Origin of the sequence: Clostridium minihomine (genome assembly GCF_900240385.1) — a bacterium.
In the GTDB taxonomy this organism is placed as follows: domain Bacteria; phylum Bacillota; class Clostridia; order Oscillospirales; family Acutalibacteraceae; genus Faecalispora; species Faecalispora minihomine.
In genome coordinates this window covers 194,356-209,052 of record NZ_OEQH01000002.1, presented here as the reverse complement: position 1 = coordinate 209,052, position 14,697 = coordinate 194,356, and the positions used below count along the sequence as shown (strand labels likewise).

At 48.2% G+C, this 14,697-nt stretch carries 16 protein-coding genes; 11 read left to right on the top strand and 5 right to left on the bottom strand.

Annotated elements, in window-relative coordinates; all coding sequences use genetic code 11:
* Window positions 1–97 precede the first annotated feature (97 nt).
* Window positions 98–283, top strand: coding sequence for an alpha/beta-type small acid-soluble spore protein (locus C1A02_RS04760; protein ID WP_101697074.1), 186 nt, complete (start codon window positions 98–100; stop codon window positions 281–283).
* A gap of 109 nt (window positions 284–392) precedes the next feature.
* Here C1A02_RS04760 and C1A02_RS04755 read toward each other — a convergent pair whose 3' ends face one another.
* Window positions 393–713: a hypothetical protein gene (locus tag C1A02_RS04755; protein ID WP_101697073.1), complete on the bottom strand. Its 321-nt coding sequence runs from the start codon at window positions 711–713 to the stop codon at window positions 393–395.
* A 212-nt stretch (window positions 714–925) separates the two neighbouring features.
* Between C1A02_RS04755 and C1A02_RS04750 the strand changes: the two genes are divergently transcribed.
* From C1A02_RS04750 to C1A02_RS04730, 5 genes are all read left to right on the top strand, one after another.
* Complete coding sequence (locus tag C1A02_RS04750) at window positions 926–3,313, top strand: transglycosylase domain-containing protein (RefSeq protein WP_101697483.1); 2,388 nt, start codon at window positions 926–928, stop codon at window positions 3,311–3,313.
* Window positions 3,314–3,534: 221 nt separating this feature from the next.
* Window positions 3,535–3,975 (top strand): ACT domain-containing protein, encoded by a 441-nt coding sequence (locus C1A02_RS04745; RefSeq protein WP_101697072.1) that lies wholly within the window; start codon window positions 3,535–3,537, stop codon window positions 3,973–3,975.
* Window positions 3,976–3,996: 21 nt separating this feature from the next.
* Window positions 3,997–5,241: a homoserine dehydrogenase gene (locus C1A02_RS04740; protein ID WP_101697071.1), complete on the top strand. Its 1,245-nt coding sequence runs from the start codon at window positions 3,997–3,999 to the stop codon at window positions 5,239–5,241.
* Window positions 5,242–5,265: 24 nt separating this feature from the next.
* Window positions 5,266–6,174: a homoserine kinase gene (gene thrB, locus C1A02_RS04735; protein WP_101697070.1), complete on the top strand. Its 909-nt coding sequence runs from the start codon at window positions 5,266–5,268 to the stop codon at window positions 6,172–6,174.
* A gap of 30 nt (window positions 6,175–6,204) precedes the next feature.
* Entirely contained in the window at window positions 6,205–7,425 is a 1,221-nt protein-coding gene (locus C1A02_RS04730) for an aspartate kinase (protein WP_101697069.1), read from the top strand.
* Between the two features lie 176 nt (window positions 7,426–7,601).
* On the opposite strand, the gene C1A02_RS04725 is transcribed toward C1A02_RS04730, so the two are convergent.
* From C1A02_RS04725 to C1A02_RS04710, 4 genes are read right to left on the bottom strand one after another with little or no spacing between them, the layout of a single operon-like run.
* The gene (locus C1A02_RS04725; RefSeq protein ID WP_101697068.1) at window positions 7,602–7,904 is read right to left on the bottom strand and encodes a DUF6506 family protein; all 303 of its coding nucleotides are present in this window, start codon (window positions 7,902–7,904) and stop codon (window positions 7,602–7,604) included.
* A gap of 59 nt (window positions 7,905–7,963) precedes the next feature.
* Window positions 7,964–8,668: an alpha/beta hydrolase gene (locus tag C1A02_RS04720; RefSeq protein WP_101697067.1), complete on the bottom strand. Its 705-nt coding sequence runs from the start codon at window positions 8,666–8,668 to the stop codon at window positions 7,964–7,966.
* A 32-nt stretch (window positions 8,669–8,700) separates the two neighbouring features.
* The gene (locus C1A02_RS04715) at window positions 8,701–9,225 is read right to left on the bottom strand and encodes a ClbS/DfsB family four-helix bundle protein (RefSeq protein ID WP_101697066.1); all 525 of its coding nucleotides are present in this window, start codon (window positions 9,223–9,225) and stop codon (window positions 8,701–8,703) included.
* Between the two features lie 17 nt (window positions 9,226–9,242).
* Complete coding sequence (locus C1A02_RS04710) at window positions 9,243–10,229, bottom strand: biotin--[acetyl-CoA-carboxylase] ligase (protein ID WP_243577923.1); 987 nt, start codon at window positions 10,227–10,229, stop codon at window positions 9,243–9,245.
* 870 nt (window positions 10,230–11,099) lie between these two features.
* Here C1A02_RS04710 and C1A02_RS04705 point away from each other — a divergent pair.
* From C1A02_RS04705 to C1A02_RS04685, 5 genes are read left to right on the top strand one after another with little or no spacing between them, the layout of a single operon-like run.
* Window positions 11,100–11,297, top strand: coding sequence for a DUF951 domain-containing protein (locus C1A02_RS04705; RefSeq protein WP_101697065.1), 198 nt, complete (start codon window positions 11,100–11,102; stop codon window positions 11,295–11,297).
* A gap of 56 nt (window positions 11,298–11,353) precedes the next feature.
* On the top strand, window positions 11,354–12,436 hold the full coding sequence (gene prfA / locus C1A02_RS04700) for a peptide chain release factor 1 (RefSeq protein WP_101697064.1): 1,083 nt from the start codon (window positions 11,354–11,356) through the stop codon (window positions 12,434–12,436).
* A 12-nt stretch (window positions 12,437–12,448) separates the two neighbouring features.
* Window positions 12,449–13,483 (top strand): L-threonylcarbamoyladenylate synthase, encoded by a 1,035-nt coding sequence (locus C1A02_RS04695; RefSeq protein WP_101697063.1) that lies wholly within the window; start codon window positions 12,449–12,451, stop codon window positions 13,481–13,483.
* A complete protein-coding gene (coaE, locus tag C1A02_RS04690) occupies window positions 13,476–14,078 on the top strand; it encodes a dephospho-CoA kinase (RefSeq protein ID WP_101697062.1) in 603 nt (200 codons plus the stop codon). Before C1A02_RS04695 ends, coaE begins: the two co-directional genes overlap by 8 nt.
* The gene (locus C1A02_RS04685) at window positions 14,075–14,674 is read left to right on the top strand and encodes a lytic transglycosylase domain-containing protein (protein WP_101697061.1); all 600 of its coding nucleotides are present in this window, start codon (window positions 14,075–14,077) and stop codon (window positions 14,672–14,674) included. The genes coaE and C1A02_RS04685 overlap by 4 nt, the downstream gene beginning before the upstream one ends.
* Window positions 14,675–14,697 lie beyond the last annotated feature (23 nt).

Below are 14,697 nucleotides of genomic sequence, written 5' to 3'. Positions count from 1 at the left end.
CATTCATAAAAAAATAAGGTCTGCACAAAATAAGATTGCAGACGCACAAAAGAATCCAATATTCAATTACAAAAAAAGATTAGGAGTGTATTAATTTATGGCTAAGAATGTTGTTCCTCAGGCTCGTGAGGCTCTGAATAAGTTTAAGATGGAAGCTGCTTCTGAAGTTGGCGTAAACCTGAAGCAGGGTTATAACGGCGATTTGACCTCGAGAGAGGCTGGATCTGTTGGTGGCCAGATGGTTAAGAAAATGATCGAGAAGTACGAGCAGGACATGAAATAAGTTCCCGCTGAAAAGGAGCCCCATACCCAAACTAGGGTATGGGGCTCCATACTTTTTTAAGAGAAAAATACATTGGACATTCAATTGGCGAAACGATAGAGTCCGAACCTCAGCTTTCATAATCCTCAATAATCTGCTGCAGGTCCGAAGGGTTGTCCGCGTGAATCCCGGTCGCCAGCAGCAGCTGGTCTGTTTGCGGCAGCGAAGAAACCTCCACGTCAACGATTTGGAACGGGGACTTTTCCTCGTTTTTGAATATTCCAATTTTCCCGTCGTATGACCGGATGATGTAAGTTTCCGGTTTGCTTGTCATAGCGGGAAGGTTACCGTTTTCTTGACTTGAAGGAGCATTTGAGGTAAAATGAACCTGATTCTCGGACGGAAGGGAATTGGGGTTGTTTTTTGTCTGCGGATGTGCCTGAAAAATCAAACTAAGGCCCACCAATACGCAAAGTGTGCAGACAATTATGCTCAAAAATTTCTTCAAAGAGAATCACCTCAGCTATAGTATTAGAAAACATTGGAAAATTATTCATAAAAGACAGGAATTGCTGGAAAATGGTTCATTAAGGTGATTCCTGGAGGCATACTAGAACATAGAAAATGCAAGGAAAATACAAGACCGAAGGAGGTGCCCGCCGTTTGAGAAAAACAGATTTAAACAAATATGTTGGGGCTCCGGGCACAAGCCGCACCGCCACCACATCCATGGCCGGCCGAATCGCTTTAAAAGGATTGTACAGCGTGATTGCGGTTTTGGCAGTAGCCGGCACCATAGTGTTGATATTTTTGATTTCCTTCATTATGGGGCTGCGCAATGAATCGATTAAAATGGATCTGAACAAGCTTAAGCTGAACTATACCAGCTTTATCTATGTCAATGACGAATCCGGCCAGCCGGTGGAATACCAGCGGCTTTACAGTACGGAAAACCGCATTTGGGCAGATTACGAAAACATCCCCGTGTACATGAAAAATGCGATGATTGCCATTGAGGATAAACGGTTTCCGGATCATAACGGTGTGGACTGGAAGCGAACCGTCGGCGCGGTAACCACCTTGTTTACCAAAGGCGGCAGCTATGGCGGTTCTACCATTACCCAGCAGCTTGTAAAGAATATTACCGGCGATAACGAGGTCAGCCTGACCAGAAAGCTCAAAGAGATTTTTCGGGCCATCAACTTAGATTCCCGTTACTCGAAAGAGCAGATTTTAGAAGCATATCTGAATGTTGTTAACTATGGCAGCGGCTGTCAGGGTGTTCAGGCGGCAGCCAACCTATATTTTGACAAAGATATCAGTCAGGCTTCTTTGGCAGAATGTGCTTCAATTGCGGCAATTACCCAGAACCCTTATAAATACAATCCCCTAAATTTTCCGGAAAACAATCAGGAGCGGCAGCGCGTTGTTCTGTCTGAAATGTTTCACCAGAAGATGATTAGTCGGGAAGAATACGATAGCGCCCTGGAAGAAACCAACCATATGGTGTTTGTGGGCAATAAAAATGATAATGTGTTAAACGATACCCCCATCTGGAACTGGTATATTGACGCCATGTTCGAGGATGTTATCGACGACTTGCAGGAAACGCAGGGAATCTCAAAAGAAAAGGCCACCTATATGATGTACCATGGGGGATTGAAAATTTATTCCGCCATGGATATGAAGGCGCAAAAGATAGCGGAAGACGTTATTTCCGGAAACAATATGCCGGCGGATCAGAAGATTCAGCTGGGCTATTTAATGATGGATTATAACGGCCGGGTTTTGGCTACGGTTGGTCGGCGTGGTGAGAAAACAGGTAACCGATTGCTGAGCTATGCCACAGACAGTCAGCGGCAGCCCGGTTCTACCATTAAACCCATTGCGTCTTATGCTCCGGGAATCGACATGGGAAAAATCAATTATTCCTCGATTCTGCCCGATGAACCCATTCCCAATTATTTTGGAAACGGCAAGCCCGGCCCCAATAACTGGTATAATACCCCTGCTTTTTATGGAACAATGACCGTACAAAAAGCGTTAGAAATTTCTTCTAACGCCGCCGCGGCACAGCTTGTTAAAATGCTTTCGCCTACCACTTGCTATCGCTTTTTAACGGAACAACTGCATTTTACTCACTTAAACCCGAAAACCGACAGCGTTCAAGTTGCGGCGATGGCACTGGGCGGCATGAACGGCGGTGTTACGGTAGAGGAAATGACAGCCGCGTATCAGATTTTTGGCAATGGCGGAAAGTTTTATGATCCCTATACCTATTATTATGTAGAGGATCATGATGGAAACGTGATTTTGGATAACCGAGGAAGAACCGGTTCGCAGGTGATTAAATCCACCTCGGCCACTATTATGAACCGGTTGCTGCGAAACGTAATCACTGGTTCGGAACGGCAAAGAACCGGTGGAGCCGCAGCGATTAGCGGGTGGGAGGTATTCGGTAAAACCGGAACCACCGACAGCGATAAAGACAGCTGGTTTGTGGGCGGCACGCCTTATGCAGTAGCGGGCATCTGGACCGGTTATGAAACGCCCAAATCTCTTTCTGCAGGCAAGGCGCGCAGTGAGACCAGATGGGCAGCCATTATCTGGCGGGACATTATGAAACAATATCTGGAAGGCCACGAGAAAATGCGCTTCCAATATGATTCCAGTGTGGTTTCGGCAACCTTCCGCACCGATACGGGCCTTTTGGCCGGGGCAGATGTGGGGGTAGCCACTAAGACCGGGTGGTACGAGCGCGGCAATATGCCAGCAGTGGATACCAGTCCCCCTGTGCATTCTTCAGTGAATTCAGATTTTTCTTCTGAACAGGAGGATCCAGAGGAATCCTCTTGGGACGATGATTCCGAATCTTCTCGTCCGAATGATAATTCCGATGGAAATACAGAGAGCTCAAAGCCGTCCGGCTCTAAACCTTCCAATTCCAGGCCGTCTTCTTCCCGGCCGTCTGGGGGCAGTCGACCAGCCTCTTCTTCCAATCGTGACGACAACGAACTTCCGCTTCCTCCCGATGTGGAAATTCTTGATTGATGCAAAGCTGGAATTGATTTGGCCGAAAAATCATTGACCGCATTTTAAAATCCCCAAAAGCATTTGCTTTTGGGGATTTTTTGTAATCTTTTTTCTTCGTCAAAACATACGGTTCCCGGTGGGGGCATGATTAGAATTTCAATAAATTAGCTATTGAATTTAACAACAAAAGGTGTTAAACTGTACCTTAATACAATACAATAGTGCGCAGGTGGTGGACAATGAAGGATTCAACTTTTTTTCTGGTAGACAAAAAAGTTCTGCCAAAAGTGTATTCCAAAGTGATTGAAGCCAAGCAGTACATTATGAATTCAGAGGCTGCCAGCACATCAGAGGCGGCGCGGATGGCTGGAATTTCCCGAAGTGTGTTTTATAAATACAAGGATTCTGTTTATCCTTATCAACCGGAAACCACAAACCGAATTTTAACCATACAGGTGGTGCTGTACGACCGGCCCGGGGTGCTCATGTCACTGGTTTCTGAGTTTTATGGTGCAGGAGCCAATATTTTGACCATCAATCAAAATATTCCTGTGGGTGGAAAGGCAATGGTGTCGATTTCCGCGCGCATTAATAATATGGCGGGCACAGTGGATGAGCTGCTGGCCCTTTTGAGCAATGTGGATGGGGTTTGTACGATTGATAATATTACCGATCAGTAGAAAGAATAAGGGGTGGAAGTCATGGTAGAAATTGCAATAATGGGATATGGGGTGGTAGGCTCCGGCGTTGCGGAGGTTTTGCTGAACCATACAGAAAATATTGCCAAACGGGCAAAAGAAGAAATCAGAATTAAATATATTTTGGACTTGAGAGAGTTCCCCGGGGATCCGCTGGAGGAGCGGTTTACAAAGTCCTTTGATGATATTGTGAATGATCCGGATGTCAAAATTGTGGTAGAGGTTATGGGCGGACTGAATCCGTCGTATGATTATGTACGCCGCTGCCTGTTGGCCGGAAAAAGCGTGGTTACTTCCAACAAAGAGCTGGTTGCGGCCAAGGGCGCAGAACTGTTGGCTTTGGCGCAAAAACAGAACCTGAACTTCTTGTTTGAGGCCAGTGTGGGCGGCGGAATTCCGATTATTCGCCCCATGAGCCAGTGCCTGGCGGCCAACGATGTGATTGAGATTGCGGGCATTCTCAACGGAACCACCAACTTTATCTTAACCAAAATGATTCGGGATCAAATGGATTTTTCCGATGCGCTTTCTTTGGCTCAGCAGCTGGGTTACGCCGAGCGCAGCCCGGAAGCAGATGTGGAAGGCCATGATGCCTGCCGTAAAATTTGCATTTTAGCTTCATTGGCGTTTGGAAAGCATGTGTATCCGGAACAGGTGCATACCGAAGGAATTACCAAGGTTAGCCTGGCGGATGTGGAATACGCAAACGTGTGGGGCGGTGTGATTAAGCTGATTGGCCGGGTTAAAATTCTGGAAAATGAGCAGGTTCACATTATTGTTTGCCCCATGATGATTTCTCGTGACAGCCAATTGGCTACCGTGGACGATGTGTTTAACGGCATTCTGGTGCGGGGCGACTCCATCGGCGACGTAGTGTTTTATGGCAAAGGAGCCGGAAAGCTGCCCACAGCCAGTGCGGTGGTGGCAGATGTGATTGATTGTGTGCGGCACTTTAAGGCGCGCAAATATCTATTCTGGGACGAAGCGGTTCCCGGTTATGTGCGGGATTACCGAGAAGATACGGTGGCCTTTTATGTGCGTGCGAAAACAAAGGATTCCACGTTTGCTTTGGGTCAGGCGGAAGGCTTGTTCGGAGATATCCGTCAGCTGGTTCGCAAAGAGGCTGGAAAAGATGAAATCGCTTTTGTGACAGAGCCGCTGAAAGAGGAAGAATTCCTTGCGCGGTTGGAAATCATGAAAAGTGAAGGAATCGAAGTGCTTTCCACTCTTCGCATCGGTGAGTTTTAAAACGTGGAAATGAGGATACCCAAGATGATAAGAATACAGGTGCCGGCGACCAGCGCGAATTTAGGTTCCGGTTTTGACGCGCTCGGGATCGCCCTGACCTTGTACAATCAAGTCTGGATGGAAGAAAGCGATTCCATCCAGATCAGCAGCCGGGACAATGTTCCGGTGCCCCAAGATGAACATAATCTGGTTTATTGGGCGGCAAAATTGCTGTATGAGCGCTGCGGACACAGTTTGCGGGGGCTGCGAATTGTACAGGAAAACAACATCCCCATGGCGAGGGGTCTTGGCAGCAGTTCGGCCTGCATTGTGGCGGGCTTGCTGGGGGCTAACCATTTGCTGGGGGATCCCCTCAATCAGCATCAGCTGATTGATTTTGCAGCCGAGATTGAAGGTCATCCCGACAACACCACCCCCGCCATTCAAGGCGGATTGGTTGCTTCGGCCATGGAACAGGGAAGAGTATACAGCGTGAGTGTTCCTGTTTCTGAAAAAATTCGGTTTGCGGTTTTTATTCCGCCTTTTGAACTGAAGACAGAGATGGCCCGTTCCGTTCTTCCCAAAGACTATTCACGGGAGGACGCAGTTTATAATTTATCTCGTTCCGCCCTTATGACCGCCTCTCTATTTTCGGGGAATACCGAAAATCTTCGGGTTGCGGTTCAGGATAAAATTCACCAGCCCTATCGGCGGGGGCTCATTCCTCACTGTGATCAGGTGTTTCAGCTTTGTGGCCAGTTGGGTTCGTTGGGAACCTATATCAGTGGAGCAGGGCCTACTATTATCGCCATGGTGTCTGCAGAAAGTGCCGACGAATTTGCCCAACAGGCGCGTGCCCACATGGAAGAATGGGGCATAGCGGACTGGGATGTCAGTATTCGCAGCGCAGAGGCTCAAGGCGCCCGAATCTGGAAAGAAGCCGATTCTTTTTGAGTTTATTTTAGATATGGAGGACAGAACAATATGAGTTTGATTGTTCAGAAGTTCGGCGGCAGTTCTGTGGCAAACGCGGAGCGCCTGCAAAATGTTGCTGATATCATCACGAAAACCTATTCCAAAGGCAATGACATCGTTGTTGTTGTGTCGGCTCAGGGCGATACCACAGATGATTTGATCGCCAAGGCCAAAGAAGTGAACCCCAAACCTTCTAAAAGAGAGATGGATATGCTGCTGACCGCAGGTGAGCAGATGTCGGCCTCTCTTCTTGCCATGACCATTGAGCATATGGGTTTTCCCGTGGTGTCTTTGCTGGGGTGGCAGGCAGGCTTTTTAACCAATACATCTTACGGTTCCGCCCGCATCAAGACGGTGAAGCCGGATCGCATTAAAAAAGAGCTGGATAAGCGAAATATCGTTATCGTAACGGGATTCCAAGGGATTAACCGCTATAACGACATGACCACCTTGGGCCGCGGCGGTTCCGATACCAGCGCGGTTGCCATTGCTTCGGTGATGCATGCAGACCTGTGCCAGATTTATACCGATGTGGAAGGCGTCTATACCGCCGATCCCCGCAAAGTGAAGAATGCCCAGAAAATCGACGTGATTTCTTATGACGAAATGCTTGAGCTGGCAACTTTGGGCGCACAGGTGCTGAACAACCGATCTGTAGAGATGGCAAAAAAATATAATGTTGAGCTGGAGGTTCTGTCCAGTTATAACCGGGTTCCGGGTACGATTGTGAAGGAGGCAACCAAAATGGAAAAAATGTTGATTAGCGGCATCGCAAAGGATGATGGGGTCGCCCGTGTGGCGATTATTGGTGTTCCGGATCGCCCGGGCTTGGCCTTTAAGGTGTTTTCTAAGTTATCCGCCAAAAATGTGAACGTGGATATTATTTTGCAGTCCATCGGCAGAAACGGCACCAAGGACATCAGCTTTACTATTTCTGAGGATCACCTGCAAGCCGCTATGGAAGTGCTGACCCCTTATGTGGAGCAGATTGGCGCATCCAGCGTGGTATATGATGAAGATGTGGCCAAGGTTTCGATTGTTGGCGCCGGTATGGAAACACACCCCGGTGTTGCCGCAATGATGTTTGAGTCTCTGTTTGAGTCCAATATCAATATTCAGATGATCTCTACCAGTGAGATTAAAATTTCTGTTTTGCTGGAGCGTAAAGACGCCGACAAGGCAGTCACCGCGATTCACAATAAATTCTTTTCAGAGACGGTAGCCCAGTAATAAGTGAGCCCCTTCTCAATCTGATTTTTTGTCGGCTTGCCGAAGTGCATTGCCGCGAAAGTTCTAAAAAAAGCGGTTCCGGGAAAGACAGCAGATGCTGTGCTTTTTCGGAACCGCTTTTTATTTTATCCAAAGAGATGCTGATTTGTTTTCGTGCGTGCTGGATACGCAAGGGATTAGAATTGAGAAAAGAAGCTGGCGAATAAAGGATCCTGTTCTGCATAGTGAGTCATATAACCAATTGCAATTTGATTGCTGGTCTGTTCGATGAGCTGCTGTGCTTTTTCCGGGCCGAATGCCCCGCACAGTTCTATGGCGCCGACTCCGTCTTTTTGCAGCAGGGAAACCCGCTGGCAGGCTTCTTCAAAATTCCGGACGGTAAAGATATAGCTGATTTGATTTTCTGTTTCAAAACAAGCCTGATGCTTCTCCGGATCATAGTGACCGCCCATCAATAAAAAAGCAAACTTTTTCTTCATGTTATTACCTCCCACTTTTTTTAATTGTTTTCTTTAAAAAAGCTAAGACATCTTCATTATCAGCATATATTTTGTTTGGCCCATGCAGAAAAATCTGCTAATTGCTGATGGGTATGAAAATAATGTTCTCCGGATTCTACAACTGCCAACTGGCAACCAAACCGATGCACAAAGGAATTAATTGTTTCCCGCTCACATAAATTATCATTTTCACCATATAAAATGAAGGTTTGGCTGTCCCATTTTTGAATTGGATGTTCCCTTACATAACAATAATAATCCCAGTATAATGTTTGCCCAATGGGCGTTTGAATTTCTTGCCTGCTTTTTAATTGCTCTTCTGACACATCAAACCACGTCATCAGGTTGGAAATGATCCGCTGCATGTCCACAACGGGAGAAAGAAACAAGGATTGATTCAGTGGTTCATTGTGATATTCCAATAAACTAAAAAAGGCTCCCATGCTGCATGCAAACAAACTGACTTGCGTCCAGCGGTTTCGTGTAAAGTCCATGATTTTTCTCAAATCCTGCACGCAGTATTGCACTTTACACGGGGTACCCTCGGCAGTTCGTTCTCCATGTTCCGGCAAATCAAAGCTTATGGTTTGATAACCGTGCTGTGCAGCTGCCTCAGCCAACAATCGTATTACGGTGTCTTCTTTATTTGACATGTTTCCGTGCACAGCAAGAAAAACCTTTTCTGATTTTTCTCCCCATATCGTTGCCGGAATACCGCAAATATTTATTCTATCCGTTACCATAACCGTTTCCTTTATTTTTCATCCATTTCTGTTTATGTTTCCTGCTCCCGCAGCTTTTTCCATTTGCGGATTTTGGCCCGGAAGGTTTGGAACGGAGCAGCAGAATTGATGTGGATCCAGCGGGCCATGGGCCAGTTCGATTTGTCGCCCGTCCATTGGCGCGCGCCTTGAACAAACAGTTCCTGTTCGGTAAGGCTATCTACCCAGTCCAGCCACTCTTCCTCTTTTTGGCGCAGCTGTCGGCGAAGATCTTGCAAAGACTCAGATTCATAAGTGCGGTAAAAATTCCGGTACAGTTCCCCCAGCTGGTTCCACTTATAACCGGGCGCGGGCATTTGGGGTGTGCGGCCCGATTTTTCTTCGCTGTCCCAACTCATCACCAGATTCAGCCAGCCCAGCTGATAGGCCAGCATTTGTGCCGGGGTTTTGTCCAGATCGGGCAACATCAGGTCTTTGTCTTCTTCCGCAACGCAGCCAAACTCGCTGTCAAATTTCAGGTAGTTCTGATGAATGGCTGTAAGAAGCTCTTGTTTGCTGGCATATTCATAGCTAGCCATTGTGTTTTCCTCCGTTTTTAGGGGGTTTGTCCATAAATTCCTTGCACCACTACCTCGCCGGAATTGATTTCAACCCGGCGCCCGTCTTTTGTCTGCACCACCAGTTCACCGCCGTCGGTAATGTCAACAGCGGTGCCGATCACCTTTTCCTGACCCCGCGTGGCACTAACCGTGCGGTTTAGGGAAACGCAGGATTCTTTGTAAGGAACCAGCCAGGATTCTTTTCCGTGCAGGAAATATTCTGTGTATAAGGTTTCAAATTCTTTTAAAATGTGCTGAAGTAAGGTTACCCGAGATACCGGGCTGCCGCTTTCCATTCGCAAAGAAGTGGCTCTTTCTGTCAGTTCTTCGGGGAAGCTTTCGTCGTTCACGTTCACGCCGATGCCCACCACCGCAAAATGAACCCGGTCAATTTCGGCCGTCATTTCCGTTAAAATTCCGCAGACTTTTTTGCTGCCGATTACAATATCGTTGGGCCATTTAATTTTGGCATCGCATCCGGTAACAGCGCAAATGGCTCGGCTGACGGCCAAACCTGCCAGCAAAGTCAGGTTTGCAACCTGAACCGGCGGCGCATCCGGCCGCAGTAAAATGGAAAACCAAAGTCCCGATTTGGGCGGGCTTTTCCATACGCGTCCCAAGCGGCCTTTGCCGCCGTTTTGCTGTTCGGCCACATAAATGCTGCCGTGCAGTGCACCCTTTTGCGCCTGCCGTTTGGCTTCTTCGTTGGTAGAGTCAATTTCCGGATAGACGGCTACGATTTTGCCAAAGGATTCCGTAAGCAGGCCATCCGCTATTTCGTTAGGGGTCAATGCGTCAGAGGAATTGGCAATCCGGTATCCCCGGTTTGTCACCGATTCTATCACATATCCGCTTTCCCGCAGACTGTTAATGTTTTTCCATATAGCGGAGCGGGAAATCCCCAGCTTTTTGCTCAAATCTTCGCCGGAAATATAATCGTCGCTTTCTTTCAGGTATTGCAGAATGATATCTTCTTTTTTCATAACCAGTACTCTCCGTCCTTTTTCATTCTGTGCTTTTTCCATTATAGACCGTTTTCCATCCAGGAAGCAAGCAAAGAAGGTAAAACTGATGAATTTTAGAAAAAACATGGGACTTTTTTCGATTTAGTGCTATAATAACCTCACGGCATAAGCGAAAGCAGAGCTTTCGATGCCTGAGAGAACATTGCACCATAGTCAGCCGTAATTTACAGTTTTTCAGGTTAAATTATAGGCTTGTGAGAAGGTTATGGTTTAAATAACCTCACGGCATAAGCGAAAGCAGAGCTTTCGATGCCTGAGAGAACATTGCACCATAGTCAGCCGTAATTTGCAGTTNGTGAGAAGGTTATGGTTTAAATAACCTCACGGCATAAGCGAAAGCAGAGCTTTCGATGCCTGAGAGAACATTGCACCATAGTCAGCCGTAATTTACAGTTTTTCAGGTTAAATTATAGGCTTGTGAGAAGGTTATGGTTTCAATAACCTCACGGCATAAGCGAAAGCAAAACTGTCGTCTTTCCTTGATTTTAAACGGATTCCAAAGGCAGAGCCTTGGCAAGTCTTTGCCACCTTTCTTCTTGAAAGAAAGTAGGGGCCCGCACCGGCCTGAGGGGCAAGGGAAAGAGTAGAAGAGTCTTCTTCTAACACATCCATTCAAAGAATGGAGAAATAGAAAGCTGCTTTTTGCGGCAAAAACAAACAAGATCACTCGGTTTGAGCGCAAAACAATATTAACAGAATGTTCTTAGAAAATAATAGTTTTTACGATACTATAAAGTATAGAGATGATTCATTTTAAAAAAATAAATTTTGGCCCCCTAAAGGGCGATGTTATTTAAATCTATCACTGGCAGACAGGAGGCATGCTGTATGGATGTCCGCCCGGGTGATGTTTTACAGATGAAAAAGCCGCACCCCTGCGGCAGCAAAGAATTTTTGGTTCTGCGCGCCGGCATGGATTTTAAAATCCGCTGCAAAGGGTGTGGGCACGAAGTAATGGTGCCCCGGCTGAAATGCGAAAAAAACATCAAAAAGATCCTGCGGGAAAATACACAGGATGAATTGTAGCTACCCTCAATTGTTTTTATAGAAAAAGAAAAGAATAATTTTAAGGTGGTAACTACATGTTTGAAAATCTAACCGTGTTTGTAAACCGGCTGGAAGAATTAAATCAGCGAATGTTTGACCCTGCCGTGGCGGCAGACGCCAAAGGGTATGCGGAGCTGATGAAAGAATACAAATCACTGGAACCGATTGTCGAAAAATATCGCGAGTATACGCGCGCGGTGCAAACGGTGGAAGAATCCACCGAAATGCTTTCGGAAAGCGGTTTGGATCGCGAGATGAAGGAACTGATTCAGCAGGAGCTGGAAGATGCCAAACAGCAGATAGAGCGTACTGCAGACGAACTCAAAGTTCTGCTTTTGCCCCGGGACCCCAATGATGACCGCAACGTAATTATGGAAATCCGCGGCGGCGCGGGGGGCGAGGAAGCAGCGCTGTTTTCGGCGCGGCTGTTCCGCATGTACAGTATGTACGCAACGCAGCGGGGCTGGCGCACTGAAATTTTGAACGTAAACGAAACGGAACTGGGCGGCTATAAAGAAATCAGTTTCCTGATTGCCGGGGACGGCGCTTATTCTCGTTTAAAATACGAAAGCGGCGTTCACCGGGTTCAACGGGTTCCTGAAACGGAAACCCAGGGACGGGTTCATACTTCCACTGCCACAGTAGCCGTTTTGCCGGAAGTGGATGATGTGGAAATTGAAATTAATCCCGCAGACTTGCAGATCGACACCTACCGGGCCAGCGGCGCAGGAGGCCAGCACGTTAACAAAACAGAATCGGCCATTCGCATCACCCACTTGCCCACAGGCACGGTGGTGGAGTGTCAGGATGAACGAAGCCAATTTAAAAATAAAGACAAAGCCATGAAAGTGCTGCGTTCCCGTTTGTACGAAGCCAAACAGCAGGAACAGAATGCTCAAGTGGCTCAGCAAAGAAAATCTCAGGTGGGCACCGGCGATCGTTCCGAGCGAATCCGCACTTATAATTTCCCTCAGGGTCGGCTGACCGATCACCGGATCGGGCTGACCTTGTATCGGCTGGAAGATGTACTGGATGGAACTTTGGATGAGGTAATCGACGCATTGATTACGGCAGACAGGGCAAGGCAGCTGGAAGAAACCATGGAGCGTCAGGAGTAATAAGGCAATTAAATGGATGAACAGAAAAAAACCCTGTGCCTTTCGGCAGACAGGGAAGATGATATCGTTGCAGCAGGAAGACTTTTAAAAAATGGGGGATTGGTGGCGATCCCCACAGAAACAGTGTATGGTCTTGCGGCCAATGCATTAAACGGCCGGGCGGCAGCCGCTATTTTTGCCGCCAAAGGGCGTCCCATGGATAATCCTTTGATTGTTCATATTTCCAACTTAGAACAATGGGGCCCGCTGGTAACGGAAATTCCGCCCCGAGCCATGGAGCTGGCCCGGCAGTTTTGGCCGGGGCCGCTGACGATTATTTTGCCCAAATCGGATTTGATTCCGGATGAGGTCAGCGCGGGCCAAGACACGGTGGCGGTGCGCTTTCCGTCCCATCCGGTGGCCCGGGCGGTAATTGATGCTGCCGGGGTTCCGCTGGCGGCCCCTTCGGCCAATTTATCCGGCAGCCCCAGCCCAACAGAAGCCGCCCATGTGATGGCGGACTTAAACGGGCGTATTGATGCGGTGCTGGACGGCGGCCCCTGCATTGTGGGGGTCGAATCCACGGTTTTGACTTTGGCACGGGAGGTTCCCCGGCTGCTGCGCCCCGGCGGGGTGACTCCGGAACAGTTGCGGCAGGTGTTGGGGCAGGTGGAAATTGACCCGGCAGTGCTAAATCCTTTGGGGGAGGGCGAAAAAGTTCTTTCTCCGGGGATGAAGTACAAGCATTATTCGCCGAAAGCCAACGTAATTCTGTTACAGGGCAGTTGGCAGCAGTACCGGGACTTTGTGAACCAAAAAGCCGGGCCGGGGGTTTTTGCGCTGTGCTATGACGGGGAATCGGATTTTTTACAGGTTCCTACGGTCAGCTATGGCGGCCGGCAGAATGCCGGTGAGCAGGCAAGGCATCTGTTTGATGCGTTAAGACAATTGGACAAAGCGGGAGCCAAGGTGATTTATGCCCGCTGTCCTGAACCGCAGGGCGTGGGGCTGGCTGTTTACAACCGGCTGATCCGCGCCGCCGGATTTGAGGTGATTCAGCTTGACTGATTCGGTAATTATTGGACTGACCGGGCCCACCGGCGCAGGAAAATCCACCGTGGCGGGCCTGATGAAAGAATTGGGCTGCGCGGTGATTGACTGTGACCGCACGGCCAAGCGGGTTTTGGTGGAGTGCCGGCCCTGCGTGGAAGAACTCAAAGAGGAATTCGGTGCGGATATTGTGGGCGGCGATGGGCAGGTGGACAGAGGTCTTTTGGCCCGGCGCGCTTTTGCCACACCAGCAAAGGCTCTGCGACTGAACCAGATTACCCATCCGTGGATTTTAAAGGAACTGCGTATGGAAATCGATGCGTTTCGGGCACAGGGGTTTGCCTTTATCATTGTGGATGCGCCGCTGCTGTTTGAAAGCGGAGCAGATGCTTTTTGCGATCGGATTTTGGCGGTGACCGCACCCCAGCCCATTCGGCTGGAACGGATTATCCGCCGGGATAAGATTGACAAAGAACTGGCGCTTTCGAGAATTCACGCCCAGCAGCAAGATGTGTATTATACCGGGCAATCGGATGCTTGGCTCAGCGGGGATACGGATCCCAACGAACTGCGGCAGCAGGCCGCCTCGATTTTAGAAAGGTGGCGAAAATGAGAACTGGTTACGCAAAAAAGCCAAAATCCAGAGGGAAAACCTGTTTGGTCAGCGCAGTGATTCTGCTGACGTTGACGGTCATTGGTTTTCTCATGCTGTCAAATAGTTATGAATTTTTTATGAAACAGCAGTATCCGCGGTCATATCAGGACATCATAGAGAAGGAGGCCGAAACTTATGGATTGGATCCTTCTTTGGTGTATGCGGTGGTCAAAGCGGAAAGTAATTTTGATCCGGATGCAAAATCCCGGGCCGGTGCCATGGGGCTGATGCAGATTACGCCCGCAACCTTTCAGTGGCTTCAGACCAAGCTGCCCGGTGAAACCGAAATGACCGAACAGGCTTTGCTGCAACCGGAAGTGAACGTAAAATACGGCTGCTATTTTTTGTCGATGCTGATATCGATTTATTCCGAGCCGAAAACGGCGCTTTGTGCTTATAACGCGGGGATGGGAACGGTTGACAAGTGGCTTGGCGACAAAGAAATTTCGCCCGACGGTGTGACGCTGGCTCAAATTCCGTATGGGGAAACCGAACATTACAGTGCATCCGTTTTAAAAAATCAAGAAATCTATCAGGAGCTTTACAATTTTTAAAATCCTGTAGAAATATAGAAACA

Bases quoted from the DNA above. Each gene is read 5' to 3' on its own strand.
- C1A02_RS04760 (WP_101697074.1), top strand. From the start codon at position 98: ATGGCTAAGAATGTTGTTCCTCAGGCTCGTGAGGCTCTGAATAAGTTT.
- C1A02_RS04745 (WP_101697072.1), top strand. From the start codon at position 3,535: ATGAAGGATTCAACTTTTTTTCTGGTAGACAAAAAAGTTCTGCCAAAA.
- C1A02_RS04740 (WP_101697071.1), top strand. From the start codon at position 3,997: ATGGTAGAAATTGCAATAATGGGATATGGGGTGGTAGGCTCCGGCGTT.
- thrB (WP_101697070.1), top strand. From the start codon at position 5,266: ATGATAAGAATACAGGTGCCGGCGACCAGCGCGAATTTAGGTTCCGGT.
- C1A02_RS04730 (WP_101697069.1), top strand. From the start codon at position 6,205: ATGAGTTTGATTGTTCAGAAGTTCGGCGGCAGTTCTGTGGCAAACGCG.
- C1A02_RS04725 (WP_101697068.1), bottom strand. From the start codon at position 7,904: ATGAAGAAAAAGTTTGCTTTTTTATTGATGGGCGGTCACTATGATCCG.
- C1A02_RS04720 (WP_101697067.1), bottom strand. From the start codon at position 8,668: ATGGTAACGGATAGAATAAATATTTGCGGTATTCCGGCAACGATATGG.
- C1A02_RS04715 (WP_101697066.1), bottom strand. From the start codon at position 9,225: ATGGCTAGCTATGAATATGCCAGCAAACAAGAGCTTCTTACAGCCATT.
- C1A02_RS04710 (WP_243577923.1), bottom strand. From the start codon at position 10,229: ATGAAAAAAGAAGATATCATTCTGCAATACCTGAAAGAAAGCGACGAT.
- C1A02_RS04705 (WP_101697065.1), top strand. From the start codon at position 11,100: ATGGATGTCCGCCCGGGTGATGTTTTACAGATGAAAAAGCCGCACCCC.
- prfA (WP_101697064.1), top strand. From the start codon at position 11,354: ATGTTTGAAAATCTAACCGTGTTTGTAAACCGGCTGGAAGAATTAAAT.
- C1A02_RS04695 (WP_101697063.1), top strand. From the start codon at position 12,449: ATGGATGAACAGAAAAAAACCCTGTGCCTTTCGGCAGACAGGGAAGAT.
- C1A02_RS04685 (WP_101697061.1), top strand. From the start codon at position 14,075: ATGAGAACTGGTTACGCAAAAAAGCCAAAATCCAGAGGGAAAACCTGT.